Origin of the sequence: Pseudomonas sp. RA_5y_Pfl1_P24 (genome assembly GCF_963970945.1) — a bacterium.
GTDB lineage: Bacteria > Pseudomonadota > Gammaproteobacteria > Pseudomonadales > Pseudomonadaceae > Aquipseudomonas > Aquipseudomonas tritici.
Genome location: NZ_CAXAOJ010000004.1, coordinates 306,796 through 331,714, shown reverse-complemented (window position 1 = coordinate 331,714; position 24,919 = coordinate 306,796). Strand labels below are relative to the sequence as shown.

The window sequence follows — 24,919 nt, the reverse complement described above, 5'->3', positions numbered from 1 at the left end:
AGGTGAAGCTCGGCAAGGCTACAGAATATCGAATGGATTCAAAAGCCTAATCTGGCATCTGCGGGCGCGTCTGTCGGGCAAAAAACGGGAAACCCCAGGGCGGGGCTGCCCGTTATCGCAAGCGGTGTCAGCGCACCAGTGCGGATGGATCTTCCTGCAACATTACCGAGGCATGCAGGTCGGCCAGGGCATCTTTCAATGTGGACGCCTGCAGTGCATCTTTGGACTTCTTGCTTTCCTTGGCCGCGTATTCGAGAAGGACGAGGTAATCGCGCTTGACCGAGGCGTCTTTCGGCACAGTGGTGTCCTCCATCAGCTTGCCCATCACATACTTCTGCGTACGAGTGTTCTGGCTGGCGCTCTGCTCGACGGATGCGTTGACCAGCAAGCCGTCCTTGTAGGAGAGATTGGCCGAACTGCTGGCCTTGTCCTGCACTTGCACATAAAGATAGTTCTGCGACTCCAGGCTGCCATCCAGAGCCGGTGCCTTTCCACCCTTGAGGCCTTTATGGAAACTCGCGGAGAGGCTCGACTGCTGGTCCTGGCTGACGTTGCGGTCCAATGCGCTGCTGCCGCCGACGCGGGTCTTTTGCGACACTTGATAGGCAAAGCCGTCCACCTCGGACGGGCGCATCGGGTTGGGTGAGTCAGTGGCCTGCTTGATCGACGCCTTGAAATCAGCAAGGCCGGTCAGCAGTCCCTGGTCGGTCGGGTTGCGGGTCAGCGCTTCCGGCAGGGAAATGGCCTGTGGATAATGGCTGTTCATGGCGCGGAACGCGTCCTTGAACATCGCCATCAACTCCGGCTTGGCGCTGCCGCGTTCCTGCGCGCGATCAAACTGGGTGAGGTAGCTTTTCAGCGCATTGGCCTGCTGCTTGGCATCGCCCAGGATCGCGCTGTTTTTCAGGTCCACTGCCACGTTAAGTTCGCCCAGCGGGCCACTCATGCGTGTAGTACGGCTTTGACTGTCGGCGTGGAAGGCCAGGCTCAGGTCCTGACCGTCCAGGCCCTTTAGCGTGGCGTTGAGGTTCACCGAGGCCAGCAGCTTGGAATCAAACTGCGTCAGTTGGCTGAGGTCGAGCTTCGGCGGCGTCGCAGTCACCCCGTCTACGGCGGCCTGGAAGGCGCTGCCCAATTTGCCGACCGCCTCGAGTTCGTCATCGCTCAAGGTGCCGCCATCCACGGTGGCCTGCACACCCAGGCCATCGGCCTGGCTGGAGAGGCTGAAGGTCACGGTCTTGCCGCTGGCGGTCTGGATGCTGAGGCTCAGCAGATTATCGGCCTTGGTGTGCAGCAGGCTCTGATCGATCTTGAGTTCGCCGGCGTTTTGCGCCCGATCCGCACTCGCGTACAAAACAGACTGGGAAACCCCCACCCCGCCGCCCTTGACGAATTGCGCAACCAAGCCGGTGCCGAGGCCACTGAAGCGGCTGGCTGTGGACAACGAGTTGAAGTTGGTATTTAGGGTTTTGCTGAGCGCATCCTGGCTTTCGCTTTCCCAGGCACGCACGGTCTCTTGACCCGGTAATTGCCCCCTGCGGGAATACGTGTCAGCAAGCGTATCGGAGACAACATTGCCCAGGCTGACGACCAGGGACGGTCGCTTTACGCTGACGTCCGTGCTTTGCGCCAGAGTGGCGCTCGGCGCTTCTGCCGGACGGGGAACAAGCGTAGTGGCGGAGGTGATAGGCGAAAGCGTGGTCATGACGGTCCTTGTCCTGAGCTGTATAGCACTCAATCTACTCGCGATTCGGATCGTTTGACAACAAACGGGGAGAAAAAGCCTTGCCCCTGTGACGCTTGCCGTCGAACAGAAACAAAAATGCCCCAGGCTTCTGGTCCGCCTGGGGCTTTGGGTATGTTCAAACAGGCAAAAAAAAACCCGGAAATCCTCACTTGCGTGGGCCTTCCGGATTTTCTAAACCGCCAAATATGGTGGGTCGTGTGGGATTCGAACCTACGACCAATTGGTTAAAAGCCAACTGCTCTACCAACTGAGCTAACGACCCGCTGTGTGGTGGCGCGTATAATACTGATTTCTAAGGATTATTCAACACCTTATTTGAAATAAATCAGAAATAACGCGTTGGGTCAGCAATTCCGGCCGCTTGGAAGCCTTCTGCACGCAGTCGGCAGCTATCGCATTTCCCACAAGCACGGCCGTCATCGTCTGCCTGATAGCAGGAAACAGTCAGCGAATAATCAACGCCAAGTCCTACGCCAGCCTTGACGATATCGGCCTTGCTCAGGTTTTGCAGCGGCGCGAGGATGCGGAAGCCCTGCCCCTCTACACCGGCCTTTGTTGCCAGGTTGGCCATGCGCTCGAACGACTCAACGAACTCTGGGCGGCAGTCCGGGTAGCCGGAGTAATCCACCGCATTGACGCCGATAAAGATGTCACGGGCGCTGAGCACTTCTGCCCAGCCGAGGGCCAGGGACAGGAACACGGTGTTACGTGCAGGCACATAAGTCACCGGGATACCTTCGCTGGGCGCTTCCGGTACATCGATGCTGCTGTCGGTCAGCGCGGAGCCGCCGATGCCGTTGAGATTGAGGCCGATCACCTTGTGCTCTACCACGCCCATCTCACGAGCGACGCGGGCGGCGGCGTTCAGCTCGGCACGGTGGCGCTGGCCGTAGTCGAAGCTCATGGTATAGCAGCTGTAGCCTTGCGCTTGTGCCATGGCAACCACTGTGGCGGAATCAAGGCCACCGGAAAGGAGGATTACCGCGCGTTTTTGATCCATTGTTTGTTCTGTCATATCAGCGTCCTGGCTCGTCGTTCCAAAGGTATTTATGCAACTGCAATTGCAGGCGGACCGGTAGATTGTCCGCCACGACCCAATCGGCAAGGTCACGCGCGTTCAGGTCATGGTGGCTTGGCGAGAACAGCACCTCGCCCGCGCGACGATCCAGGCCATATTGAATCAGCTTGGAGTTTGCCCAGTCGTAATCGTCGCGGGAACAGATAACGAACTTGACCTGGTCGTTCGCCGTCAGCAGGTCGATGTTCTCGTAGCGGTTGCGATGTGCTTCCTTGGAGCCTGGAGTCTTGAGGTCGACCACGCGACTTACACGGGGGTCAACCGCAGAGATGTCCAGAGCGCCACTGGTCTCCAGCGACACTTCATAGCCGGCATCACACAGCTGCTTGAGCAAAGGGATGGCATTGGGCTGGGCCAGCGGCTCACCGCCGGTCACGCAGACGTAGCGCGGCTTATAACCGGCAACCTGCTCCAGGATGTCATTGAGGGTGCGCACCGTGCCGCCACTGAAGGCGTAGGCGCTGTCGCAGTATTGGCAACGCAAAGGGCAACCGGTCAGCCGCACGAATACTGTGGGCAGGCCAGCCGTTCGCGTTTCACCCTGCAACGAGTAAAAAACTTCGGTAATTCTTAATGTGTCGTGCATAGTCGCCACGGGCGTAACAGCTAAACAGGCTGTCCGCCTCCGTCAGGCACCTCAAGAGACCCCGCCAACGCGTAGACCCCAGGAAGCGTGTTTCATAAAAGGGCGTGGATTCTAACGAAAAAACCCGCGCCAGGCGCGGGTTTCTTCTAAACGGGCGGCATCGCTTACAAGCGTTGCAGGTCCCGCTGGGCCAACTGGGCAGCGGAAGTACCCGGATATTGGGCCACGACCTGCTGCAGAATACCTTTGACCTTGTCGGTATGACCCAGGCGGCGTTCTACGTCAGCGAGTTTGTACAGCGAATCCGGCACCTTGGCGTGCTTGGGGTACAGCTGGCTGACCTTGGCAAATGCCTGGCCCGCCCCCTGCAGATCACCTTTGGCCAAGTTGACTTCGCCCAACCAGTATTGGGCGTTGCCCGCGTACTGGCTGTTCGGGTATTTGCGCAGGAAAGCGGTAAAAGCCTGGCTGGCCCTATCGAAATCCTTGGCTTTGATCAGGTCGAAGGCTGCATCGTAATACAGCTTTTCCTTCGCCGGATCACCCGGTTCGCTGCTGGCAGGGGCTTGGCTTGCAGCCCCCGCTGCGACACCACCGGCAGCAGCGCTAGGCGCGCCACCGGCAGAAGAATTATCAGGAGTGGCGGCAGGTGCAACACCGGTTCCAATACGTCGATCAAGATCCTGGTAACGCTCCAGGCCTTCTTGCTTCAGCTGGTTCACTTGATTCTGCAGTACCTCAATGGTGCCTTGTTGCTGCGCCAATTGATCCTGCATGCGTTGCAGCTGGTTGAACAGTTCGCCCTGTGCCGAGGGAGCGGACGTAGCCGCTCCCCCCGCATAGGCGCCGTTCGTACCATAACCCGCTGGTGGATAGCTGCTCGCGCTATTGTTATAGCCTGAGTTGCTATCTTCCACAGGAACCGCAGCCCACACCGCAAGCGGTGCGAGGCTGAGAGCCAATACAGTTAGAGCACGACGGCACGTTCGCATGACGAATTACTTACGCAGTTCGACGCGACGGTTTTGAGCCCAGGACTGCTCATCGTTACCGGTGGCAACTGGACGCTCTTTACCGTAGGAAACCAGTTCCAGTTGGCCTGGAGCAACACCTTGCAGTACCAGGTAGCGCTGAACGGCTTTCGCACGACGCTCGCCCAGTGCCATGTTGTACTCACGAGTACCACGGGCGTCAGTGTTACCTTCCAGAACAACGCGAGCGCCGTTAGCTTTCAGGTCCTTCGCGTGAACGTCCAGAGCGCGCATGGCCTCTGGTTTCAGGTCCGAACTGTCGTATTCGAAGTAGAAAGTGGTGATAGCGCGCAGAGCAGCTTCTTCGCTCAGGGAGCCGTCAACTGCACCAGTGTTAGCGCCGTAACCAGCGTTTGGATCAACAGCTGCGCCTTCACCGGCATTGTCGCCGCCTTTAGACGAGCAACCAACAGCTACGGACAGAGCCAGAGCCAGAGCAGCAAACTTACCAAACTTCAGCATTTCCATCGTGAAACTCCTAATGAACCCCAGTGTGTTAAGTACTTCTTTTTGTAGCGCCGCGTCAGTTCAGGTAAGGGGACCAGGATGGTTCTCTGACTTCGCCTTGTGCGGTAGGAAGCGGGAGCCTTACGCGTCCATTAATGGACACGAGCATCAAGACTCCCCGGCCCTGCTGGCGGGTGGCGTAGATTACCATGGTGCCGTTGGGCGCAACAGTGGCTGACTCATCAAGGTTGGTATCTGTGAGGATTTTTACGGTTCCGCGCTGCAAATCCTGGGCCGCAACCCGGAAATTAGTGAAACCATCCTGACGGTGAATCATCACCAACGTCTTTTCATCGGCCGAAAGCTTAGGGTTGGCGTTGTAGTTACCAATAAAGGTCACACGTTCCGCACCGCCGCCATTCACGTTTGCCTTGTAGACCTGTGGCTTACCGCCACGGTCAGAGGTGAAGTAAATGGTCGAACCATCCTTACCCCAGAACGGCTCGGTATTGATGCCAGGGCCATTGGTTACGCGGCTGAGCTGGCGCGAAGCCATGTTCATCACATAGATATCCGGGTTGCCATCTTTGGACAGCACGAACGCCAGGCGCGAACCATCCGGCGACCACGCGGGTGCACCGTTGAGGCCTTCAAAGTTAGTGATCTGCTCACGACGGCCAGTATCAATGTGCTGCACGAAAATCCGTGGGCGGCGCTGTTCAAAAGACACATAGGCAATACGCTTGCCGTCCGGCGCAAAGCGCGGCGACAGGATTGGCTCACGCGATTGCAGCAGGGTCACTGCGCGTGCACCGTCGTAGTCCGAGCGCTGCAGCGTGTAGCGCGTGTTATCCACGGAAAAACGTTCAGCCGTTACATAAAGCAGACGCGTCGAGAACGCACCCTTGATGCCGGTGAGTTTTTCAAACGACTGGTCGGAGATGTAGTGGGCCATGTCCCGCAGTTGTTCGGCGGTGCCCGAAACGCTGCCGGTCAAGACCTGCTGCTCGGTCGCCACGTTGAACAAGGTGTAGGTGATTTGCAGGCGACCGCCGGCCGGCGTGATGTTGCCGACCATCAGGTATTGGGCGCCAACAGCCTTCCAGTCTCGGAACACAACTTCGCTGGCCTGGTTCGGCTGGCTGATCATGTTGCCCTTTGGAATCGGTGCGTAGTAGCCGGAGTTGCGCAGGTCGTCACTGACGATCTGGGCTATGTCGTCCGGCAGCACGCTGCCGCCCTGCCAGCCGAACGGTACTACCGCGATCGGGGTGGCCCGATCGCTACCGCTGGTGACCAGGATGTTCTTTTCATCCGCCGCCGCTATCCCTGCCATACAGCAAATAACGACAAGCATTCCTCGAAGAAGGTTTCTCACAAGGCTAGATCCTCAGGTGTGAATGTCATCTTGAATGATCGATAGGGAGCGAAGTCGCTTGGTTTCATTCCCTGCATCTCGGTCAACCGGCCAATATTCTTGACCGCGGCAACCGCCGAACTGTCGAACGAACCGTCACCACTGGACTTGGCCACGCTGACCGAAGTCACCGTACCGTCCGGCAACATGCCGATCTGCAGCACTACTGTCATGCCTTTACGCGCCGAAGGTGGACGTGTCCAGCCTTCTGCTGCCCGCGCCCGAATCAGGTCGTCGAAACTGCCTGCGACATCATCGCCTTGCTCATCGGCCAAGGCTTGCTGACGCTGAGGCGTGTCGGAAAGCAAATCTGCCAAGGCCTGGGCCTTTTTCTCTTCGGCGGATTTACGCGCTGCTTCCTGGGCCTTTTTCTTGGTGGCGTCGGCGGCAGCTTTCTTCTTCGCGTCGTCGGCGATTTTCTTCTTCGCCTGGTCTGCTTCAGCTTTTTTCTTGGCGTCTTCGGCGGCTTTTTTCTTCGCGTCTTCGACTATTTTCTTCTTGGCGTCTTCAGCGGCCTTTTTCTTGGCCTCTTCTTCAGCAGCTTTCTTGGCTTCTTCTTCAGATTTCTTTTTGGCTATATCAGCCAATTGTTTCTCTTCAGCCTTTTTAGCTTCGGCAGCTTTCTCGGACTTCTTGGCCTCATCAGCCTTTTTCGCCTCATCAGCTTTCTTGGCTTCGTCAGCCTTTTTCGATTCCTCGGCCTTTTGAGCCGCCTCTTCTTTCTTTTGTTCCGCAGCAGCCTTCACCGCTTCCTGCTCGACCTTCTTCTGTTCCATCTGTTCGACTTCAGTCTGGCGCGCAGCCGACTTCTGGGCCTCACCCGCAATCTTCTGATTGGTCTGGGTGGTGGCCTGACTTTTCGATTTCAGCTGATACAGGGTCGCCTGCACGATCGGCTTGGCTGGCGGCAGGTCCGGGGTCATGGCAAAGCTGACGAACAGCATGCCAAACACCAGGACGTGCAGGGCAATTGCCCAGACGCTAGGCCAGAAGAAGCTTTCCGAGGCGGACGGCTCTCGCTGTTGCTGCATCAGGGCGCCTCGGTAATCAAGCCAACGTTACCGACGCCGGCCTTCTGCAGCCCGCCCATGGCGCCCATGACGGAGCCGTAATCGACCGACTTGTCACCGCGAATGAAGACCTGGGTGTGCTTGCCGCCTTCGTTGCCGGAGCGAATGATCTTGGTCACAGCGTCAGTCATCGCTGGCAAGGTGAGGGCCTTGTCCTGCTGCTTCTGGGTGTCGACTTCGCTGCCAAGGTTCCAGTAATAGGTCTTGTCAGCCTTGATCGAAATGGTCAGGACCTGAGTGTTGTTGTCTTGCGGCAAGGCTTCACTGGAAACCTTGGGCAGATCAACCTTCACGCCCTGGTTGAGCATCGGCGCGGTCACCATGAAGATAACCAGCAGCACCAGCATCACGTCGATGTAAGGCACTACGTTCATCTCGGCGACCGGCTTGCGCTTTTTGCGAGCTCGAGCGATTAAAGCCATTGGGAATTACCTGCTTATTCTTCGCTGGTGTGCACTTTACGGTGCAGGATCGCCTGGAACTCATCGGCGAAGGTGTAGTAACGGCCAATCAACGTCTCGCTGGTAGCGGCGAAACGGTTGTAGGCGATTACTGCCGGGATCGCAGCGAACAGGCCGATCGCGGTGGCGACCAGGGCTTCAGCGATACCCGGGGCCACGGTGGCCAGGGTCGCTTGCTGGGCCTGGGCCAGGCCGCGGAAGGAGTTCATGATCCCCCACACGGTACCGAACAGGCCGATGTACGGGCTCACGGAACCGACGGTGGCGAGGAACGGCAAGCTTTGCTCAAGCTTCTCTTCTTCACGGGAAATGGCGACGCGCATGGCACGGGCCACACCTTCCATGACCGCTTCCGGGTCCACGCCTGGCTGCTGGCGCAGACGGGAGAATTCTTTGAAGCCCGCGCGGAAGATCTGCTCGACGCCCGAATCAGGGTCCGGGTTGCTACCGGCCTGGCGGTACAGCTTGGACAGGTCGATACCTGACCAGAAGCGCTCTTCAAAGCTCTCCAGGGCACGTCGACCGGCACGCAGCAGGTTGCTGCGCTGAAAAATCATGACCCAAGAGGTAACCGATGCGGCTACCAGGGTCAGCATCACCAGTTGAACCACAACACTGGCATTACTGACCAGGCTCCACATGGAGGAATGGTCGACGACGGTAGGTTCCACGCTAAATCTCCTGCTTTGATTGTTTACCCGCGCCGCTTACGCCGGCAAAGGCCGCACGTAGAGCTTCGGGAATGGCCCGGGGTTTCAAACTATTGGTGCGCACACAGGCCACCAGGAACTGCCCCTCGCAGAGCAGCGTTGCATCCGTTGCCCGCCTGACCTGCTGCTTGAAACGCAGGCTGACACGGTTCAATTCGATTACTTCAGCGCTTACCAGCAATTCATCGTCCAGCCGCGCCGGCGCGTGATAACGCGCCTCGCTGGAATGCACGACGAATAACAGGTCCTCCCCTGCCAGCTCGGATTGGGCAAAGCCCAGCTCCCGTAGCCGCTCGGTTCGAGCCCGCTCCATGAACTTGAGGTAATTGACGTAATACACGATGCCGCCCGCGTCGGTGTCCTCGTAATAAACGCGACAGCGATGAGCGAACGACTGATCCCCGTTTTGCGCGCGCATACTCTAGTGCTTACTCCTCAGGTTGCCAATCCGGCCAGGCAACTGTTTTTTCATTCTCTGAAACATATCCAGTGACTGAAAGACGACGCCAGCCACTAGGACAGCACAAACATCGAATAAATCGACTTTCGTGAAGCTTTTAATCGTCCACTGCATCGAGGAATTCGTCTACCACGGGCATCTCACCCAATCGTGACGGAATGTTTAATCCGAAGTGCAGGTAGGCATGGCGCGTCACGACGCGGCCCCTCGGAGTGCGCATGATATAACCCTGTTGGATCAGGTACGGCTCCAGCACATCCTCAATGGTATGGCGCTCCTCACTGATCGCCGCCGCCAGGCTGTCGACGCCCACCGGCCCCCCGTCGAACTTCTCGATCATGGTCAAGAGTAGACGTCGATCCTGGTGATCAAAGCCGTGTTCATCCACATCCAGCAGGTTCAAGGCCAGGTCGGCCACGGGCTTGGTGATATGGCCCTTGGCCCGCACTTCGGCGAAATCCCTCACGCGACGCAGCAAGCGGTTGGCAATCCGTGGCGTGCCACGGGCGCGACGGGCGATTTCAAACGCGCCTTCCGGGTCCAGCGGCAAGCCAAGAATGCCTGCCGAACGGCTGACGATGGTCGCCAAGTCTGCGGTGCTATAGAACTCTAGACGCTGAACAATGCCGAAACGGTCTCGCAGCGGGTTGGTCAACATGCCGGCGCGGGTGGTGGCGCCGACGAGCGTGAAAGGTGGCAGGTCGAGCTTGATCGAGCGCGCCGCAGGGCCTTCGCCGATCATGATATCGAGCTGGAAGTCTTCCATCGCGGGATACAGCACTTCCTCGACAATCGGCGAGAGTCGGTGGATCTCGTCGATAAACAGCACATCGTGCGGCTCAAGGTTGGTCAGCAATGCTGCCAGGTCGCCCGGACGCTCCAGCACCGGGCCGGAGGTCGACTTGATCGACACGCCCATTTCCTGGGCAATGATGTTGGCCAGGGTGGTCTTGCCCAGACCCGGCGGGCCGAAGATCAGCGTGTGATCCAGGGATTCACTGCGTCCGCGCGCGGCCTGGATAAACAATTCCATCTGCTCGCGCACGGTAGGCTGGCCGATATAATCCGCAAGGCTCAGTGGACGGATGGCGCGGTCCTGGATTTCTTCACGGTCGCGCGGGCCGGTGGCCGCGATCAGACGATCAGCTTCAATCACTTAAATCATTCCCTTCAGGGCACGGCGGATCATGTCTTCACTGCTCAGGTTCTTGTCCTTGATGGCCGATACGGCCTTGCTGGCTTCCTGCGGCTTGTAGCCCAGGGAGATCAGCGCACTGACCGCATCACTTTCGGCGCTCGCGACCTGCCCCGCCGGCATATCCGGCTGGTTCGGCACCAGGGCAAACATGCTCGGCACGACTTCCCAGGCCTTGAAGCGGTCCTTGAGTTCCACCAGCAGGCGCTCGGCGGTCTTTTTGCCGACGCCGGGCACCTTGGTCAACGCAGAGGTATCCTGGGCCGAAACGGCTCGCACCAGTTCATCCACTTCCAGGCTCGACATCAAGGCCAGGGCCAGTTTCGGCCCCACACCATTGAGGCGGATCAGCTCGCGGAAGAAGTCACGGTCGCGCTTGCCAATGAAACCATAGAGCAGTTGTGCGTCTTCGCGCACCACCAAATGAGTGTGCAGTGTTATCGGCTCACCGACCGACGGCAGGCGATACAAGGTGGTCATGGGCACTTCCAGCTCATACCCCAACCCATTTACATCCAGAATCAGGTGCGGCGGCTGTTTCTCAGCCAGGGTGCCGCGCAAGCGTCCAATCACGGTTCGTTCCTTAAAGCTTGAGGTCAGATCAAGGCCTGACCGGAAATAACGATTGCGCTGATGCTATCAGAGACGCAGGCGCCCGCCACGACTGCGTGCCGTACCGAGGCCGTGCGGTAGCAGACTGGATCGGGTGTGCGCATGGCAAATGGCGATGGCCAGGGCGTCGGAGGCGTCAATCTGCGGCTTGGCGGTGAGTTTGAGCATGTGCATGACCATCATCTGCACCTGTTCCTTGTTGGCCCCACCGGTGCCAACCACGGCCTGCTTGACCTGCGTCGCGGTGTACTCGGCAATCTCCATGCCCTCCTCCGCGCCGGCCACGATGGCCGCGCCACGGGCCTGGCCAAGCTTAAGGGCTGAGTCGGCGTTCTTTGCCATGAACACCTTCTCGATGCCCATGGTCACCGGCCCGTACGTCTGGATCACCTCACGCACGCCGCGATAGACAATCTGCAGGCGCTCGGCCAACTCGCCCGCGCCGGTACGGATGCAACCCGAGGCGACATAGATGCAGCCGCGCGGGGTGTGTTGCACCACGCCAAAACCGGTGATGCGCGAACCGGGGTCGATACCTAGGATTAAAGTCATAACGCCTGCAGGTTGGGTAAAACAATTTTCGATACAGAGGAGATCCAATGTGGGAACGGGCTTGCTCGCTCCCACATTTTGATCTACGTCACCCATCAGCCTAGCTGTGCGGCAACTTCTTCCGGGATATCGGCGTTCGAATACACATTCTGCACATCATCCAGGTCTTCGAGCATGTCCAGCATCTTCAGCACTTTCTGCGCACCGTCCAGATCCAGCTCGGCGCTGGTGGTCGGCAGCATCACGATTTCCGCGTCAGTGCCTTTGAAACCAGCGGCTTCCAACGCATTGCGCACGGCATAGAACCCGGCAAACGAGGTGAACACGTCGATGGAGCCGTCGTCGTTGGTCACCACGTCGTCGGCATCCGCCTCCATCGCGGCTTCGATCAGTGCATCTTCATCCACACCCGGTGCAAAGGAAATCTGCCCCTTGCGCTCGAACAAGTAGGCCACCGAACCATCAGTACCGAGGTTGCCGCCGCATTTGCTGAACGCATGGCGCACAGCCGCTGCGGTGCGGTTGCGGTTGTCGGTCATACACTCGACCATCACCGCCACCCCGCCCGGGCCATAGCCTTCGTAGCTCAGCTCGACCATGTCGTCGGTATCGGCGGCACCGGCGCCACGGGCCACGGCGCGGTCGATGATATCGCGGCTCATGTTCGCACCCAGGGCCTTGTCCAGCGCCAGGCGCAGACGCGGGTTGGAGCCAGGGTCACCACCGCCTTGGCGGGCAGCGACGGTCAGCTCTCGGATCCACTTGGTGAAGATCTTGCCTTTCTTGGCATCTTGACGCTCTTTGCGGTGCTTGATGTTCGCCCACTTGGAATGGCCAGCCATAACACAACTCCGAAATTCTGTAGAAACCTTAACAATCCCACCCCAGGTGGGACTTCCCTCTTTAAAGCACAGCCCTTGTAACGCAAAGGCGCATCCGAAGATGCGCCTTTTTAGACTGCGTAAACCTCAGTGCGCTTTCACGCTGCGGCCTTACTCAGCTTTCGGCGTCTCACGCAGACGAATGTGCAGTTCGCGCAATGCCTTGGCATCCACCACACCTGGAGCCTGGGTCATGACGTCCGCAGCACTCTGGGTTTTCGGGAAGGCGATCACTTCACGGATCGACTGGGCGCCGGTCATCAGCATCACCAGGCGGTCCAGGCCGAAGGCCAGGCCACCGTGGGGCGGTGCACCGTATTTCAGGGCGTCGAGCAGGAAGCCGAATTTCTCTTCCTGTTCCGCTTCGTTGATACCCAGCAGACGGAAGACCGACTGTTGCATCTCTTTGCGGTGGATACGGATCGAGCCGCCACCCAGCTCAGTACCGTTCAACACCATGTCGTAGGCACGGGACAGAGCGCCAGCCGGATTGGCTTCCAGCTCTGCCGGCGTGCACTTCGGCGCGGTGAACGGGTGGTGCAAGGCGCTGAAGCTGCCGTCGTCGTTCTCTTCGAACATCGGGAAGTCGACAACCCACATCGGTGCCCACTTGCAGGTCAGCAGGTCGAGGTCGGTGCCCAGCTTGATGCGCAGTGCGCCCAGCGCTTCGCTGACGATCTTGGATTTGTCGGCGCCGAAGAACACGATGTCGCCATCGACCGCACCGACGCGATCGAGGATCGCGTTCAGGTTGTCCAGCGGGATGTTCTTGACGATCGGCGATTGCAGACCCTCAACGCCATTGGCGCGCTCGTTGACCTTGATGTATGCCAGGCCCTTGGCACCGTAGATGCCGACGAACTTGGTGTAATCGTCGATCTGCTTGCGCGGCATGCTCGCGCCGCCAGGCACGCGCAGGGCGGCGATGCGGCATTTAGGATCGTTGGCCGGGCCGCTGAACACCTTGAAGTCGACTTCCTTGAGCTGGTCGGCCACGTCCACCAGTTCCAGCGGGTTACGCAGGTCTGGCTTATCGGAACCGTAGCGGCGCATGGCTTCTTCGAAGGTCATGTGCGGGAATTCGCCGAACTCCAGGTCCAGCACTTCCTTGAACAGGTTGCGGATCATTTGCTCGGTGAGGCCCATGATCTCTTTTTCATCGAGGAAACTGGTCTCGATGTCGATCTGGGTGAATTCCGGCTGGCGGTCGGCGCGCAGGTCTTCGTCACGGAAGCACTTGGCGATCTGGTAGTAACGGTCGAAGCCGGCCACCATCAGCAGTTGCTTGAACAACTGCGGCGATTGCGGCAAAGCGAAGAAGCTGCCGGCGTGGGTACGGCTAGGCACCAGGTAGTCACGCGCGCCTTCCGGGGTGGCCCGGGTCAGGATCGGCGTTTCAACGTCCAGGAAGCCGTTTTCGTCGAGAAAGCGGCGGATGCTGGTGGTCATGCGCGAACGCAGGCGCAGCTTCTCGGCCATTTCCGGACGACGCAGGTCCAGGAAGCGGTAGCGCAGGCGGGTTTCTTCGCCCACGTCGGAGTACTCATTGAGTGGGAACGGCGGGGTTTCCGACTCGTTCAGCACTTCCAGCTCGTAGCCCAGCACTTCGATGCCGCCGGACGCCATGTTCTTGTTCACAGCGCCAGCGGGACGCAGGCGAACCTTGCCGGTGATCTTCACAACGTATTCGCTGCGCACGCGGTCGGCGGCGGCGAAGCTCTCGGCGCGATCCGGGTCGAACACCACTTGGGCCAGACCATCACGATCACGGATATCGAGGAAGATGACCCCGCCGTGGTCGCGGCGACGGTGAACCCATCCGCAAAGGGTGATTTCCTGACCTTCCAGGGTCTCGTTCAGTTGGCCGCAATAGTGGCTGCGCATCATGGTAGTGGTTTCACTTCTCGTAATTCGAAATTCGGTGGAGGCCCGCCTCGTCACCGTACATTAAAGCAGGGGACGGATAATGCAGGAGCCTGCGCGTAGAGTTCAACTCAGTCTGCTTTGTCGCCGCCGGCCAGGTTCTTCTTCGAGCCGGTCTTGAAGTCGGTCTCGTACCAGCCGCTGCCGCTCAAGCGGAAGCCCGGCATGGACAACATCTTCTTGAGCTCCGGAGCCTGGCAGGCAGGGCAATCGACCAACGGCGCGGCGCTGATCTTCTGAATGGCTTCCAACTGATGACCACAGGAAGCGCATTGATAGTCGTACATGGGCATGGAGATGTCTCGGCGATCAGATCGTTACTGCGCCACGCCTGCCCTGCGGGTTCGCAGCATGCGTAGCAAAGCGCGGGATTATATCTGGTAAATCGAGGCAGCGCAGCCGGCTTTCTGTCCTGAGCCTTACCCACCTCAGCTCATACATGGGCCGGCCCCGGTGCCCGGTGACTACCCCGGTGAGTATGAAGGTTCAATACGCCCTTTCAAGAGGTAAACCACGCACACCACCCTGACCAACCCACTGAAGTTCTTCACACCGCCATAACGCAAGTGCACTTCCCGATCGACGTAAGACAGCAACGCACTGACTGAACAGGCGTTGATCCTGGCTATTTCCGTGAGGATATTCCAATAGATCTGCTCCAGCCGCAGACAAGTGGAAAACCCATTGAGCCTCACCGACCGAGACAATGGCTTGGCCAGTCCCATATCGAACCCTTTTGCAAAAGGGTCGACCTGTATCTTATGAAAACCACCGGTTTCCATCACTCCATTACCGACTCCACGTGACATACACCTGACACTCCATTGCCAAACAGCAGCCCACGGGATATCCCCTTGGGCAGTGGCCCTATAAAACAGCAGCGAGCAACGGGCAGCCAGAAGACGCGGGAGTTGATCGGCGTAGGACAACGCCAGGAAATGCGCGGAAACAAGCGAGCGGCGCCAGGACGGCGCCACTCAGGGTCGGCGTTTACTGGTTTTCAAGCAGCGAACGCAGCATCCACGCGGTTTTCTCGTGAACCTGCATACGCTGGGTCAACAGGTCGGCCGTCGGCTCATCGCTGACCTTGTCGAGCAATGGGAAGATGCCGCGCGCTGTGCGAGTGACGGCTTCCTGACCAGCCACCAGTTGCTTGATCATCTCTTCGGCACTGGGTACGCCCTCTTCTTCCTTGATAGAAGAAAGGCGGGCATAGATCGAATAGGCACCCGGCGCCGGGAAACCCAGGGCACGGATACGCTCGGCAATGGAGTCCACCGCCAGGGCCAACTCGTTGTACTGCTCTTCAAACATCAGGTGCAACGTACGGAACATGGGGCCCGTGACGTTCCAATGGAAGTTGTGGGTCTTCAGATACAGTACGTAGGTATCGGAAAGCAGTCGTGAAAGCCCATCGACGATGGATTTACGATCTTCTTCACTGATACCGATATCGATTGCCATGTTTATCCCCTTCAATTGACAAGCATTTGTTGATCAGGTGCAGGACCACTCTAGCAAGAGTGCCGGTGATGCGCAGCCCGGAGCGGCAATTCGCCCCGGTGTAACCTGCCAAACGGCGCAGCCGCAGCCGTCGAGCCATGTGGGAAATATCTCTACCAGCCGCTTGAATGGCCTGCACGTGTCTAGGACAAGCGTTTGACGCAGAAATGCGGTCCTCCTTGCAACACCCCGAAATGCTTGATTTGAGTAGGCACAGCCTTTGCTGTTAAATAGACGGCGTGTCGTCGCCGTTACTTTCTGCGGCAGCGACATAGGCTGATACCCGCGCACGTGCCCAACGCCTCCCATTGTTCAGAAGCGAACCGTGCCAGTCAGCTCTTCCTCGTGATCCGTCTTAACGTGAGTTAATCAAAATGTTGAAAATCGTCCACCTGCTAACGGGCGTTGCAGCTTTGCTGCTGTCCTTTATACCGAGCTTGCAACAGGGAAGCCCTCCCTACCTGGAACAACACGACGCTCTGTACCTGGCCTTGTTCGGCCTTCTTAACCTGACGCTGGCACCCGTGATCCCTTACTGGAACAAAGGCACACGTCATCAACTGCAAAACCTGGTCAGCGCGCTGCTGGTGCTGACCGTTGTCGTACAAACCCTCACCCTCCTGGCCCCCATGCCTGAAGTCGGTGGCCACCCGGCCATCCTGCTCAGCCTGGTGATTGCTGTGGTCGCCATCGTTCTTCACTTGGCCATCAGCTTCTACCGTTCGTCTCCTGCGGCCTCGTCGCCAACCTACGACATGACCAATCGGGATACCGGTACCGTCAAGTGGTTCAACACGTCCAAGGGCTTCGGCTTTATTTCCCGCGATTCGGGCGACGATATCTTCGTCCACTTCCGGGCCATTCGCGGCGAAGGCCATCGCGTCCTGGTGGAAGGCCAGCGCGTGGAATTCTCCGTCATGAATCGCGACAAAGGCCTGCAAGCCGAAGACGTGATCGCTGCACTGCCGCGTCGCTGATACGCGCCTTCGCAGCAAAAAAAACCGCGAGCCAGCATTGCTGGATCGCGGTTTTTTTATGCGCGGCTATTAATAGTGAGGCGGCGGCGCTTCTTCTTCCGATGTCTCGAATTGGCCGCCCATCTCTTCCTGGCGCTTGAGCAGCGCGGTCATCTGCAACTGCAGGCGCTCGACCGCACGTTGCTGCGTGACCAGAATATCATTGAGGGTCTCGATGGTGTCGTCCTGGAAGGCCAGCCGGCTTTCCAGGTCGGTAACGCGATCTTGCAAATCCATAATTCAGCCCTGGGTAAAGATGAAATCGGCAGGCAGCAGCTCACGCAGACGAGCGCGGATGGCTGTCACTTGCTCATCGGTGTAAGGCTGGGCCGGATGCCTGCCCCACACCGGCGCCGGCCAAGCGGCGTCGTCGCGTTTGCGCACGATCACGTGCACGTGCAACTGACTGACTACGTTGCCCAGTGCGCCGATATTCATCTTTTCAGCCGCAAGGCCTTCATTCAGCAATTGCGCCAAGGCGGTGGTTTCTTGCCATAAGCGCTGCTGGTCGGTGACATCCAGCTGAAACACTTCGCTGATACCGTTGATACGCGGCACCAGGATGAACCAAGGGTAGTTCGAGTCATTGGACAGCAGCAGGCGACAGAGGGGGAAATCCCCAATGACCAGCGTGTCTTGTTGAAGGCGTTGATCTAAAGCGAACACCGCAGGCACTCCGTTCGGCAGGACAGGTTCAAGGCCGATAGCATACCTGCGAATCGGTACTGCTTCACGCCGCGCCAGAGGCGCATTGGCAACGCATGGCAAAAAAAATGCGCACCATTTCGAGACAGTCGAATATTTCGACTACGCTCAATGACCAATACTTCAGCGATTGGCCAGATGCTGGTCGAACCATTGCGACGAGACCCTCGATACAGAGGCCTCAACACAAAAAGGCATTGAGCCATCACTGCACATCGAGCCATGAGGGTTATTGCACCAAAATGACCCACTCATGCCTCAAAGCGAGCCTCCGTCTACCCACCGAATGGGGTGAACGGGTAACGTTTTTGCAAGATTAAGGATTTATGCACTCGCGGACAGCCAAAGAGCATGGGCATCGCGGCCAAACCAATCGGCGTAAAAACCCCGTGCTTATGCGGTTTTCACGAAGCTGCAACGTTTTTCACGAAAAAATGACATTCAATTTTCGGTTTGGGCGCGCTTGTTGCATTCATCCCCCTATCGTCGGCAACGGCACCTGAAGGGATCCAGGTGTTTCGCGATGAAAAAACAGCGGTTCAGTGTGCACCAGGGAAGATTTCAAACTTTAAAGTCACGTTTTCTACGCGCTTTTAACGGTTTGGACACCGCATTGAAGTTGTCAGTCTCGCTACAGTGAGGCTGTGAAATTGCGACATGGATCTAGCAATTTACGACCCGCTCGTCGCTCGTAAAGAAGCTGAAAGGAAAGTGGGGCAAGTATCGCCAACATTGTCAGCGTGATATAACTTTGCGCCGACACAAAAAGAAAGAGCCGCCCAGACAAAAATACAGGTGGGACGGCAGTACTCTTCCTAAAACCAAAGGAGCAAATCACGATGCGCGTGATGAAGTGGAGCATGATCGCCCTGGCTGTCTCAGCAGGCACTACGCAGTTCGCAATGGCGTCTTCTCAAGACGAATCCAAGGGTTTCCTCGAAGATCAAAGCCTCACGGCCAAGTCTCGGATGGAATACATGAACCGTGATTACAAGAATGGCGCGAGTAACCCTTCTTCGAGCACAAGCGGCTATCGTCAAGATACCGGTATCAGTGAGCTGCTCCAATACAAGTCCGGCTTCACGCAAGGTACCGTTGGTGTTGGCCTTGACGCATTCGTGATGGGCTCGGCCAAGCTGGATGGCGGTTCGGGCCGTCGCGGTAACGGCCTGTTCGCCAATGACAGTGATGGCAACCCTGAACGGACTCAGTCCAAGGGCGGCGCGGCCATCAAGTTCCGTATTTCCGATACTGTTTTGAAATACGGTCAACAAACCGTCGCCAGCCCTGTGTTCTCGACTGATGACAGCCGCCTGCTGCCTGAAATCGCTACGGGCACTATGATCACCTCCACTGAAATCAAAGGCCTGGAGCTGAGTGCAGGTCGCTTCACCGCCCTGAGCAAGCAAACCGGCATGGGCCGCGACAGCATCAGCGGTGTTTCCGACGGCTTCGACAATGGCAAAGGTCTGACCGCAGCCAATATCTTCGGCGCAACCTACGCATTTACCGAAGGCCTTACCGGCACTTTCGCAGCGTCGGATGTTGATCAGTACTTCAAGAAGCAGTATGTCAATCTGAACTACACCTTTCCGATGAGCGACACCCAATCGCTGAACTTCGATCTCAACGGGTACCGTACCCGGGGTGACAAGCGTGGTGACCAGGTCGATATGATCGGCGACGGTACTCGGGGTGTAGACAACAACCTGTGGAGCCTGCAAGCCGCCTACAGCATTGGCGCTCACAAGTTCACGATCGCTCACCAACGCTCCAGCGGTGACAACGGCTACTACTATGGCGTCGACGGTAACGGTACGATCTTCGTCTCCAACTCGATCCAGATCTCCGACTTCGTGGGTCGCGACGAACGTTCCTGGCAGGCTCGTTACGACATCAACATGGCGACCTACGGTGTTCCTGGCCTGAGCTTCATGACCCGCTACGTCAAAGGTGACAACATCAAGACCAATGGCTTGGGTGAAGGCAAGGAAAACGAGTGGGACGCAGAGTCCAAGTACGTTATGCAAAGCGGACCGGCCAAAGACCTGTCGTTCCGCCTGCGCTTCGCCATGTATCGCTCTAACGGTGCCTACAGTGGTTATTCCGCTGACAACAATGACACTCGTCTGATTGTCGAATACCCGTTGAGCATTTTGTAATTAACCGGTAGTTCGATTACCGTTTAAATGCAATAAAAAAACCGCATACCTGTTCGGGTACGCGGTTTTTTTATGTCTATTTTATTACTGTCAGGGCTTCAAATTACATAGCTAGCAAACTAACCATCACTGAGTCCGACTTTTCGCCCACGTTGCCTTGCAACAATCGTTATTTATTACTTCTCGGCTGTTTCCTGCACCACCCGAATAACCCGCTGCGGAAACGGAATATCAATTCCCACCGCTTTCAAACGGTCACGTGCCAGCTCATTGAACAAGAACACCAAATCCCAGTAATCCGACGTCTTGGTCCAGCAGCGCAGGGACACGGTGATCGAACTGTCGCCCAAGGTTGAAACCACGGCCACAGCCATCGGCTCCGCCAGCACGCGCGGATCTTGCGCCAACTCCAGCAGCACTTCGCGAGCTTTCTGCAGGTCAGCGTCATAGTCCACACCCACGTCAAACACGACCTTGCGAGTCGGCTGACGATTGGTATTGGTGATGATGCCGTTGGACAGGATGCCGTTAGGTAAGATCACCGTCTTGTTGTCGCCGGTACGCAGCACAGTGTGGAAGATCTGGATGCTGTCGACCGTACCCGAGGTGCCCTGGGCTTCGATCCAGTCACCAATACGGAACGGGCGGAACAACAGAATCAATACGCCGCCGGCGAAGTTGGCCAGGCTGCCTTGCAATGCCAGGCCAATGGCCAGGGTCGCGGCACCGATCGCAGCAACGAACGAGGTGGTCGCTACGCCGATCATTGAGGCCACGCTGACAATCAGCATGACTTTGAGCGCGATGTTCGCCAGGCTGGTGACGAAGTGCTGCAGTGCCAGGTCCGCGTTACGGATGGCCAGCAACCGCCCTACTCGGTGGGTAAATACGTTGATCAGCCACCAACCAATGGCCAGGGTGATTACAGCGAGCAATACCCGGCTGCCATATTCCATGATCATCGGGATCCACGACTGTGAGGTCTTGATCAAGTGATCCATTTCAGCGTTCAAATCCATCAACATTCTCCTGGTTACCGGATGTTCGGCGTATTCACGGGCCACAAATGCAATTGAGCCCCGTAGGGCTCAAGAGTGGGCGCAGGTGTGTGGGGCGTGGGACGTCAAAAACGCCCGCGGGTTCCCCAGTGTGCCATCAGTCGCGGAAGTTATTGAATTGCAGCGGCATATCGAACGTCTTGGCACGCAAGGCCGCGATGGCCTCTTGGAGGTCGTCACGCTTCTTGCCAGTGATACGCACCTGCTCACCCTGGATGGCGGCCTGGACTTTCAGCTTGGCGTCCTTGACGTGGGCAACGATCTTCTTCGCCAGCTCCTTATCGATGCCTTCCTTGAGCACGGCTTCCTGCTTCATCAGCTTGCCGGAGGCGTAGGCGTCCTTGATTTCAAGGCACTGCGCATCGATCTTGCGCTTGACCAGCGACAGCTTGAGGATCTCGATCATCGCTTCCAGCTGGAAATCGGCTTCAGCGGTCAGGTTGACGGTCAGGTCCTTTTCCTTGAATTCGAAGCTGCCCTTGCCTTTCAAGTCATAGCGGCGATCCAGCTCCTTGACGGCGTTCTCGACGGCGTTGGTGACTTCGTGTTTGTCCAGTTCGGATACCACGTCGAACGAAGGCATGTCATTTCTCCAATATAAGGGGCGGGCTCAGTAGAGATGGAGCGCGCCCGAGCTAAAATGCCGGAGCATTATAGCGGTTCTTTCGCCGCGTTCACTGTGAGCGACCCTACGGAGCACAAACTGATGTCGACCACCTGGCATATTCTCGGCGCTGGCAGCCTGGGCACACTCTGGGCCACTCGCCTGGCACGTGCGGGCGTGCCCGTAAGGTTGATCCTGCGCGATGAGGCACGCCTGGCCAGTTATCAGGCCGCCAAAGGGCTGACCCTGATAGAACAAGGCGTCGAACACACTTACCCAGTCATCGGCGAAACGCCCGACAGCCCCGAACCGATTCATCGCCTGCTGGTAGCGTGCAAAGCCTACGACGCCCAAGATGCTGTCGCACAGTTGCAACATCGACTGACACCCGATGCCGAGCTGATCCTGTTGCAGAACGGCCTGGGCAGCCAAGACGCAATGGCCGCGCAACTGCCCCAGGTTCGCTGCATCTTTGCCTCCAGCACCGAAGGCGCATTTCGCGATGGCGACTGGCGCGTGGTGTTCGCCGGCCATGGCTATACCTGGCTGGGAGACGCCAGCCACCCTACCCCGCCACTTTGGCTCGATGATTTGAACGCCGCCAGCATCCCCCACGATTGGAGCACCGATATCCTCACGCGGCTGTGGCGTAAATTGGCCCTCAATTGCGCGATCAACCCACTGACGGTGCTGTACCAGTGCCGCAATGGAGAACTGCAAGCCCATCACTGCGAAGTCGCCACCCTCTGCGCCGAACTCGGTGAACTGCTGGAATGCTGCGGCCAAGCCGCAGCCGCGCAGGACCTGCTGCAAGAAGTGGAACGGGTAATCCACGCCACGGCCGCCAACTACTCCTCCATGTTCCAGGACGTGGCCGCCGGCCGACGCACCGAAATCAGCTATCTATTGGGCTATGCTTGCCAGGCAGCCAGCCGTCATCAGTTGAGCCTGCCGCATTTGCAACAGCTGCAAGTACGCCTGGTCGAGCAGTTACTCGCGCGCGGATTGCCCCGCGACTGAGCCACGCGCTACCCTGCCCGTCTGTCTATTGCCTGGGAAAACCCTGATGCCGTTGCGCCAGCGTCTTGAAAACTTACCGGTCGGGCAGAAACTGCTGGCAGCCCTGCTGGTGCTGCTGACCACCGTCTTGCTGGTGGCCAACCTGACTTTTATCAGCGCTGCCTACTGGATCTCCCAGGAAAGCATGGCGCCCCAGGCGTTGCAGGCCATTGGCCGCCTGGTGTCCAACCCCGCGCTCGCCGCCGAGGCCCTCGAGTCGCCCGCGAAAGCTGACGCCCTGCTCAATGAGCTGACCAGCTATTCCCCCCTGCGTGCCGCCGCCCTGTACGACGGTGCTGGCAACCTTTTGGCGCAGATGCAACACGGCGACCGCCTGCACCTGCCGGACCACTACCGGCACATCGAAGCCTGGCGTGTCACCGAGTTTCGCAGCAATCAGATCATCACCCTGCCCCGTGCGGGCCAGCCGTCCGGGCATCTGTTGCTGGTGGCCAGCAGTGAATTGCCGGTGGCGTTCTATACCGGCACGCTCACGGCCAGCCTGGGTATCCTGATTTTCAGCGTGCTGCTGTGGCTGGTCATTGCCCGCCAGATCAAACGCCTGATCACCCGTCCGATCCACGAACTGGAAGAACTCTCGCGCCAAGTCACCCGCGAAGAGAACTACGCCCTGCGCGCCGGCCGCGGCAATCACGATGAAATCGGCAGCCTGGCCGAAGCCTTCAACACCATGCTGTCGCGTATCGAAGCGCGCGAGCAGCAACTCAAGCGTGCGCGTGACGACTCCCAGGCCGCCTATGACCAGGCCCAAGGCCTGGCCGAAGAAACGCGCCACACCAATCGCAAGCTCGAACTGGAAGTCCAGGTTCGCAGCAAGATCGAGAAAAAGCTCACCGGGTTTCAGAACTATCTGAACAGTATCATCGACTCGATGCCCTCAGCGCTGATCGCCCTGGATGAACAGCTCTACGTCACCCAATGGAACCAGGAGGCCAGCGCCCTCTCCGGCACGCGCCTGGATGAAGCCCTGAACCAGCCGATTTACCTGGCGTTCCAGCCGCTCAAACCGTACCTGCCGCAGATCAGGGCAGCCGTAGAACAGCACACGGTGGAGCGCATCGAGCGCGTCACGTGGTTCAAAGACGATGAACCCAAGCACTATGCCCTGACCTTCTACCCGCTGATGGGGGGCGCTGGGCGTGGCGTGGTGATCCGGATCGATGACATCACCCAGCGCCTGTCCCTGGAAGAAATGATGGTGCAGTCGGAAAAAATGCTCTCTGTGGGTGGCCTCGCCGCTGGTATGGCCCATGAGATCAATAACCCGCTGGGGGCGATCCTGCATAACGTGCAGAACATCCGCCGCCGCTTGTCTCCCGACCTACCCAAGAACCTGGAGCACGCTGAACAGGCTGGCATCGAACTGGACACGGTCAACCGTTACCTCGAAGGCCGCGAAGTGCCGCAACTGCTCGATGGTATTCAGCAGGCCGGAGCCCGGGCGGCGAAGATCGTCACCCATATGCTCAGTTTCAGCCGCCGTAGCAACCGGCAAATGGCGCCTTGCGATTTGCCGGCGCTGATCGACCAAGCCGTGGAAATCGCCGGTAACGACTTCGACCTTGCTATCGGCTTTGACTTCAAGGGTCTGGCGATCACCCGCCAGTTCGACCCCCAACTGGGCCCGGTTCCGGGCACTGCCAACGAGTTGGAACAGGTGCTGCTCAACCTGCTGAAAAATGCCGCCCAGGCCATCCACCTGCGTGCAGACGGTAGTGAGCCGGGGCACATTATCCTGCGTACCCGTCTCAACCCGCCGTGGGCGGAGATCCAGGTGGAAGACAACGGCATCGGCATGAGCGAGAACGTGCGTAAGCGCACCTTCGAACCGTTCTTTACCACCAAGGAAATCGGCCAGGGCACCGGGCTTGGGCTGTCGGTGTCCTATTTCATCATCACCAACAACCACAAAGGCCAGATGGAGGTGCACTCCACCCTCGGCCAAGGCACCTGCTTCACCCTGCGCCTACCCTTGGCCGGCAGCCAACTGCCCGCCTACGAATTGAACCAACTGGAGCACTGACCATGGGCTTTCGCCTGTCGAAGATCTACACCCGCACTGGCGACACCGGCGAAACCGGCCTGGGCGACGGCCGCCGCGTGCCCAAGGACCACCCACGGGTGGAAGCCATTGGTGAAGTGGATACGCTGAACAGCCAGTTGGGGTTGCTGCTGGCCAATCTTGAAGAGCAAAGCGGCAAGCACCCTGAGTTGATGGATGTGGTTGAAGTACTCACGCCTTGCCAGCATCGACTGTTCGACTTGGGCGGTGAGTTGGCCATGCCGGTGTACAAGGCATTGAATGCGGCAGAAGTGGATCGGCTGGAAGCGGCAATTGATCGCTGGAATGAGGAAGTGGGCCCGCTGGAGAACTTCATCCTGCCCGGTGGCTCGGCGTTGATCGCCCAGGCCCATGTATGCCGCAGCCTGGCACGCACTGCGGAGCGGCGGTGTCAGCACTTGAATGCGGTGGAGCCGTTAGAAGGGGTCGGGTTGGCGTATATCAATCGATTGTCGGATTTGTTGTTTGTGGCGGCGCGGGTGATTGCCAGGCGTCAGGGTGTTGCTGAGGTGTTGTGGCAGGCAGCGGCCAAGCCTCACTGACAAACCCTCGCGTAGCA

Annotated in this window: 27 protein-coding genes and 1 tRNA gene; 5 read left to right on the top strand and 23 right to left on the bottom strand. The window is 58.3% G+C overall.

Going from position 1 to position 24,919, the window contains the following annotated elements:
- Positions 1–127: 127 nt before the first annotated feature.
- From AACY30_RS08450 to AACY30_RS08360, 19 genes are all read right to left on the bottom strand, one after another.
- A complete protein-coding gene (locus AACY30_RS08450) occupies positions 128–1,705 on the bottom strand; it encodes a lactate dehydrogenase (RefSeq protein WP_339470131.1) in 1,578 nt (525 codons plus the stop codon).
- Between the two features lie 228 nt (positions 1,706–1,933).
- Positions 1,934–2,009, bottom strand: a tRNA-Lys gene (locus tag AACY30_RS08445).
- A gap of 63 nt (positions 2,010–2,072) precedes the next feature.
- The gene (gene queC, locus AACY30_RS08440) at positions 2,073–2,747 is read right to left on the bottom strand and encodes a 7-cyano-7-deazaguanine synthase QueC (protein ID WP_339470247.1); all 675 of its coding nucleotides are present in this window, start codon (positions 2,745–2,747) and stop codon (positions 2,073–2,075) included.
- Between the two features lie 16 nt (positions 2,748–2,763).
- On the bottom strand, positions 2,764–3,411 hold the full coding sequence (queE, locus tag AACY30_RS08435; RefSeq protein WP_339470130.1) for a 7-carboxy-7-deazaguanine synthase QueE: 648 nt from the start codon (positions 3,409–3,411) through the stop codon (positions 2,764–2,766).
- 164 nt (positions 3,412–3,575) lie between these two features.
- A complete protein-coding gene (gene ybgF, locus AACY30_RS08430) occupies positions 3,576–4,403 on the bottom strand; it encodes a tol-pal system protein YbgF (protein ID WP_339540149.1) in 828 nt (275 codons plus the stop codon).
- A 6-nt stretch (positions 4,404–4,409) separates the two neighbouring features.
- Positions 4,410–4,910 (bottom strand): peptidoglycan-associated lipoprotein Pal, encoded by a 501-nt coding sequence (gene pal, locus AACY30_RS08425; RefSeq protein WP_003193861.1) that lies wholly within the window; start codon positions 4,908–4,910, stop codon positions 4,410–4,412.
- Between the two features lie 55 nt (positions 4,911–4,965).
- Positions 4,966–6,246 (bottom strand): Tol-Pal system beta propeller repeat protein TolB, encoded by a 1,281-nt coding sequence (tolB, locus tag AACY30_RS08420; protein ID WP_339470127.1) that lies wholly within the window; start codon positions 6,244–6,246, stop codon positions 4,966–4,968.
- A 17-nt stretch (positions 6,247–6,263) separates the two neighbouring features.
- Positions 6,264–7,337 carry a cell envelope integrity protein TolA gene (gene tolA, locus AACY30_RS08415; RefSeq protein WP_339417194.1) on the bottom strand — a complete coding sequence of 358 codons (1,074 nt, stop codon included), beginning with the start codon at positions 7,335–7,337 and terminating at the stop codon, positions 6,264–6,266.
- On the bottom strand, positions 7,337–7,789 hold the full coding sequence (gene tolR, locus AACY30_RS08410; RefSeq protein WP_161793227.1) for a protein TolR: 453 nt from the start codon (positions 7,787–7,789) through the stop codon (positions 7,337–7,339). The genes tolA and tolR overlap by 1 nt, the downstream gene beginning before the upstream one ends.
- Before the next feature lie 23 nt (positions 7,790–7,812).
- Complete coding sequence (gene tolQ / locus AACY30_RS08405) at positions 7,813–8,508, bottom strand: protein TolQ (RefSeq protein WP_339417195.1); 696 nt, start codon at positions 8,506–8,508, stop codon at positions 7,813–7,815.
- Between the two features lies 1 nt (position 8,509).
- The gene (gene ybgC / locus AACY30_RS08400; RefSeq protein ID WP_049711751.1) at positions 8,510–8,965 is read right to left on the bottom strand and encodes a tol-pal system-associated acyl-CoA thioesterase; all 456 of its coding nucleotides are present in this window, start codon (positions 8,963–8,965) and stop codon (positions 8,510–8,512) included.
- A gap of 139 nt (positions 8,966–9,104) precedes the next feature.
- Positions 9,105–10,163 carry a Holliday junction branch migration DNA helicase RuvB gene (gene ruvB, locus AACY30_RS08395; RefSeq protein WP_024077146.1) on the bottom strand — a complete coding sequence of 353 codons (1,059 nt, stop codon included), beginning with the start codon at positions 10,161–10,163 and terminating at the stop codon, positions 9,105–9,107.
- Complete coding sequence (gene ruvA, locus AACY30_RS08390; protein ID WP_003175802.1) at positions 10,164–10,775, bottom strand: Holliday junction branch migration protein RuvA; 612 nt, start codon at positions 10,773–10,775, stop codon at positions 10,164–10,166.
- 66 nt (positions 10,776–10,841) lie between these two features.
- Entirely contained in the window at positions 10,842–11,366 is a 525-nt protein-coding gene (gene ruvC, locus AACY30_RS08385; protein ID WP_339417198.1) for a crossover junction endodeoxyribonuclease RuvC, read from the bottom strand.
- Between the two features lie 95 nt (positions 11,367–11,461).
- Positions 11,462–12,208: a YebC/PmpR family DNA-binding transcriptional regulator gene (locus AACY30_RS08380; RefSeq protein ID WP_339417200.1), complete on the bottom strand. Its 747-nt coding sequence runs from the start codon at positions 12,206–12,208 to the stop codon at positions 11,462–11,464.
- 150 nt (positions 12,209–12,358) lie between these two features.
- Entirely contained in the window at positions 12,359–14,134 is a 1,776-nt protein-coding gene (gene aspS, locus AACY30_RS08375; RefSeq protein WP_339540148.1) for an aspartate--tRNA ligase, read from the bottom strand.
- Between the two features lie 107 nt (positions 14,135–14,241).
- Positions 14,242–14,463 (bottom strand): FmdB family zinc ribbon protein, encoded by a 222-nt coding sequence (locus AACY30_RS08370; protein ID WP_010208103.1) that lies wholly within the window; start codon positions 14,461–14,463, stop codon positions 14,242–14,244.
- 171 nt (positions 14,464–14,634) lie between these two features.
- Positions 14,635–14,979: a ribbon-helix-helix domain-containing protein gene (locus AACY30_RS08365; RefSeq protein ID WP_339540147.1), complete on the bottom strand. Its 345-nt coding sequence runs from the start codon at positions 14,977–14,979 to the stop codon at positions 14,635–14,637.
- 181 nt (positions 14,980–15,160) lie between these two features.
- Positions 15,161–15,634, bottom strand: a complete 474-nt coding sequence (locus AACY30_RS08360; protein ID WP_003193874.1) for a Dps family protein — start codon at positions 15,632–15,634, stop codon at positions 15,161–15,163.
- A 413-nt stretch (positions 15,635–16,047) separates the two neighbouring features.
- Between AACY30_RS08360 and AACY30_RS08355 the strand changes: the two genes are divergently transcribed.
- Positions 16,048–16,650 (top strand): cold-shock protein, encoded by a 603-nt coding sequence (locus tag AACY30_RS08355; RefSeq protein WP_339417205.1) that lies wholly within the window; start codon positions 16,048–16,050, stop codon positions 16,648–16,650.
- Between the two features lie 69 nt (positions 16,651–16,719).
- On the opposite strand, the gene AACY30_RS08350 is transcribed toward AACY30_RS08355, so the two are convergent.
- Together AACY30_RS08350 and AACY30_RS08345 are read right to left on the bottom strand one after the other, a co-directional pair.
- Positions 16,720–16,926 carry a SlyX family protein gene (locus AACY30_RS08350; protein WP_015885618.1) on the bottom strand — a complete coding sequence of 69 codons (207 nt, stop codon included), beginning with the start codon at positions 16,924–16,926 and terminating at the stop codon, positions 16,720–16,722.
- Positions 16,927–16,929: 3 nt separating this feature from the next.
- On the bottom strand, positions 16,930–17,355 hold the full coding sequence (locus AACY30_RS08345; protein WP_339470122.1) for an HIT domain-containing protein: 426 nt from the start codon (positions 17,353–17,355) through the stop codon (positions 16,930–16,932).
- Between the two features lie 878 nt (positions 17,356–18,233).
- On the opposite strand from AACY30_RS08345, the gene AACY30_RS08340 reads away from it, so the two are divergent.
- On the top strand, positions 18,234–19,556 hold the full coding sequence (locus AACY30_RS08340) for an OprD family porin (RefSeq protein ID WP_339470121.1): 1,323 nt from the start codon (positions 18,234–18,236) through the stop codon (positions 19,554–19,556).
- A gap of 176 nt (positions 19,557–19,732) precedes the next feature.
- Here AACY30_RS08340 and AACY30_RS08335 read toward each other — a convergent pair whose 3' ends face one another.
- Entirely contained in the window at positions 19,733–20,575 is an 843-nt protein-coding gene (locus tag AACY30_RS08335) for a mechanosensitive ion channel family protein (RefSeq protein WP_339470120.1), read from the bottom strand.
- A 136-nt stretch (positions 20,576–20,711) separates the two neighbouring features.
- On the bottom strand, positions 20,712–21,197 hold the full coding sequence (locus AACY30_RS08330; protein ID WP_159955504.1) for a YajQ family cyclic di-GMP-binding protein: 486 nt from the start codon (positions 21,195–21,197) through the stop codon (positions 20,712–20,714).
- A 123-nt stretch (positions 21,198–21,320) separates the two neighbouring features.
- Between AACY30_RS08330 and AACY30_RS08325 the strand changes: the two genes are divergently transcribed.
- The 3 genes from AACY30_RS08325 to AACY30_RS08315 are packed head-to-tail and all read left to right on the top strand — an operon-like array spanning position 21,321 to position 24,902.
- Positions 21,321–22,238 (top strand): putative 2-dehydropantoate 2-reductase, encoded by a 918-nt coding sequence (locus tag AACY30_RS08325; protein WP_339470119.1) that lies wholly within the window; start codon positions 21,321–21,323, stop codon positions 22,236–22,238.
- A gap of 46 nt (positions 22,239–22,284) precedes the next feature.
- On the top strand, positions 22,285–24,321 hold the full coding sequence (locus AACY30_RS08320) for a sensor histidine kinase (RefSeq protein WP_339540146.1): 2,037 nt from the start codon (positions 22,285–22,287) through the stop codon (positions 24,319–24,321).
- A gap of 2 nt (positions 24,322–24,323) precedes the next feature.
- Positions 24,324–24,902, top strand: coding sequence for a cob(I)yrinic acid a,c-diamide adenosyltransferase (locus tag AACY30_RS08315; RefSeq protein ID WP_339417218.1), 579 nt, complete (start codon positions 24,324–24,326; stop codon positions 24,900–24,902).
- Positions 24,903–24,919: the final 17 nt, after the last annotated feature.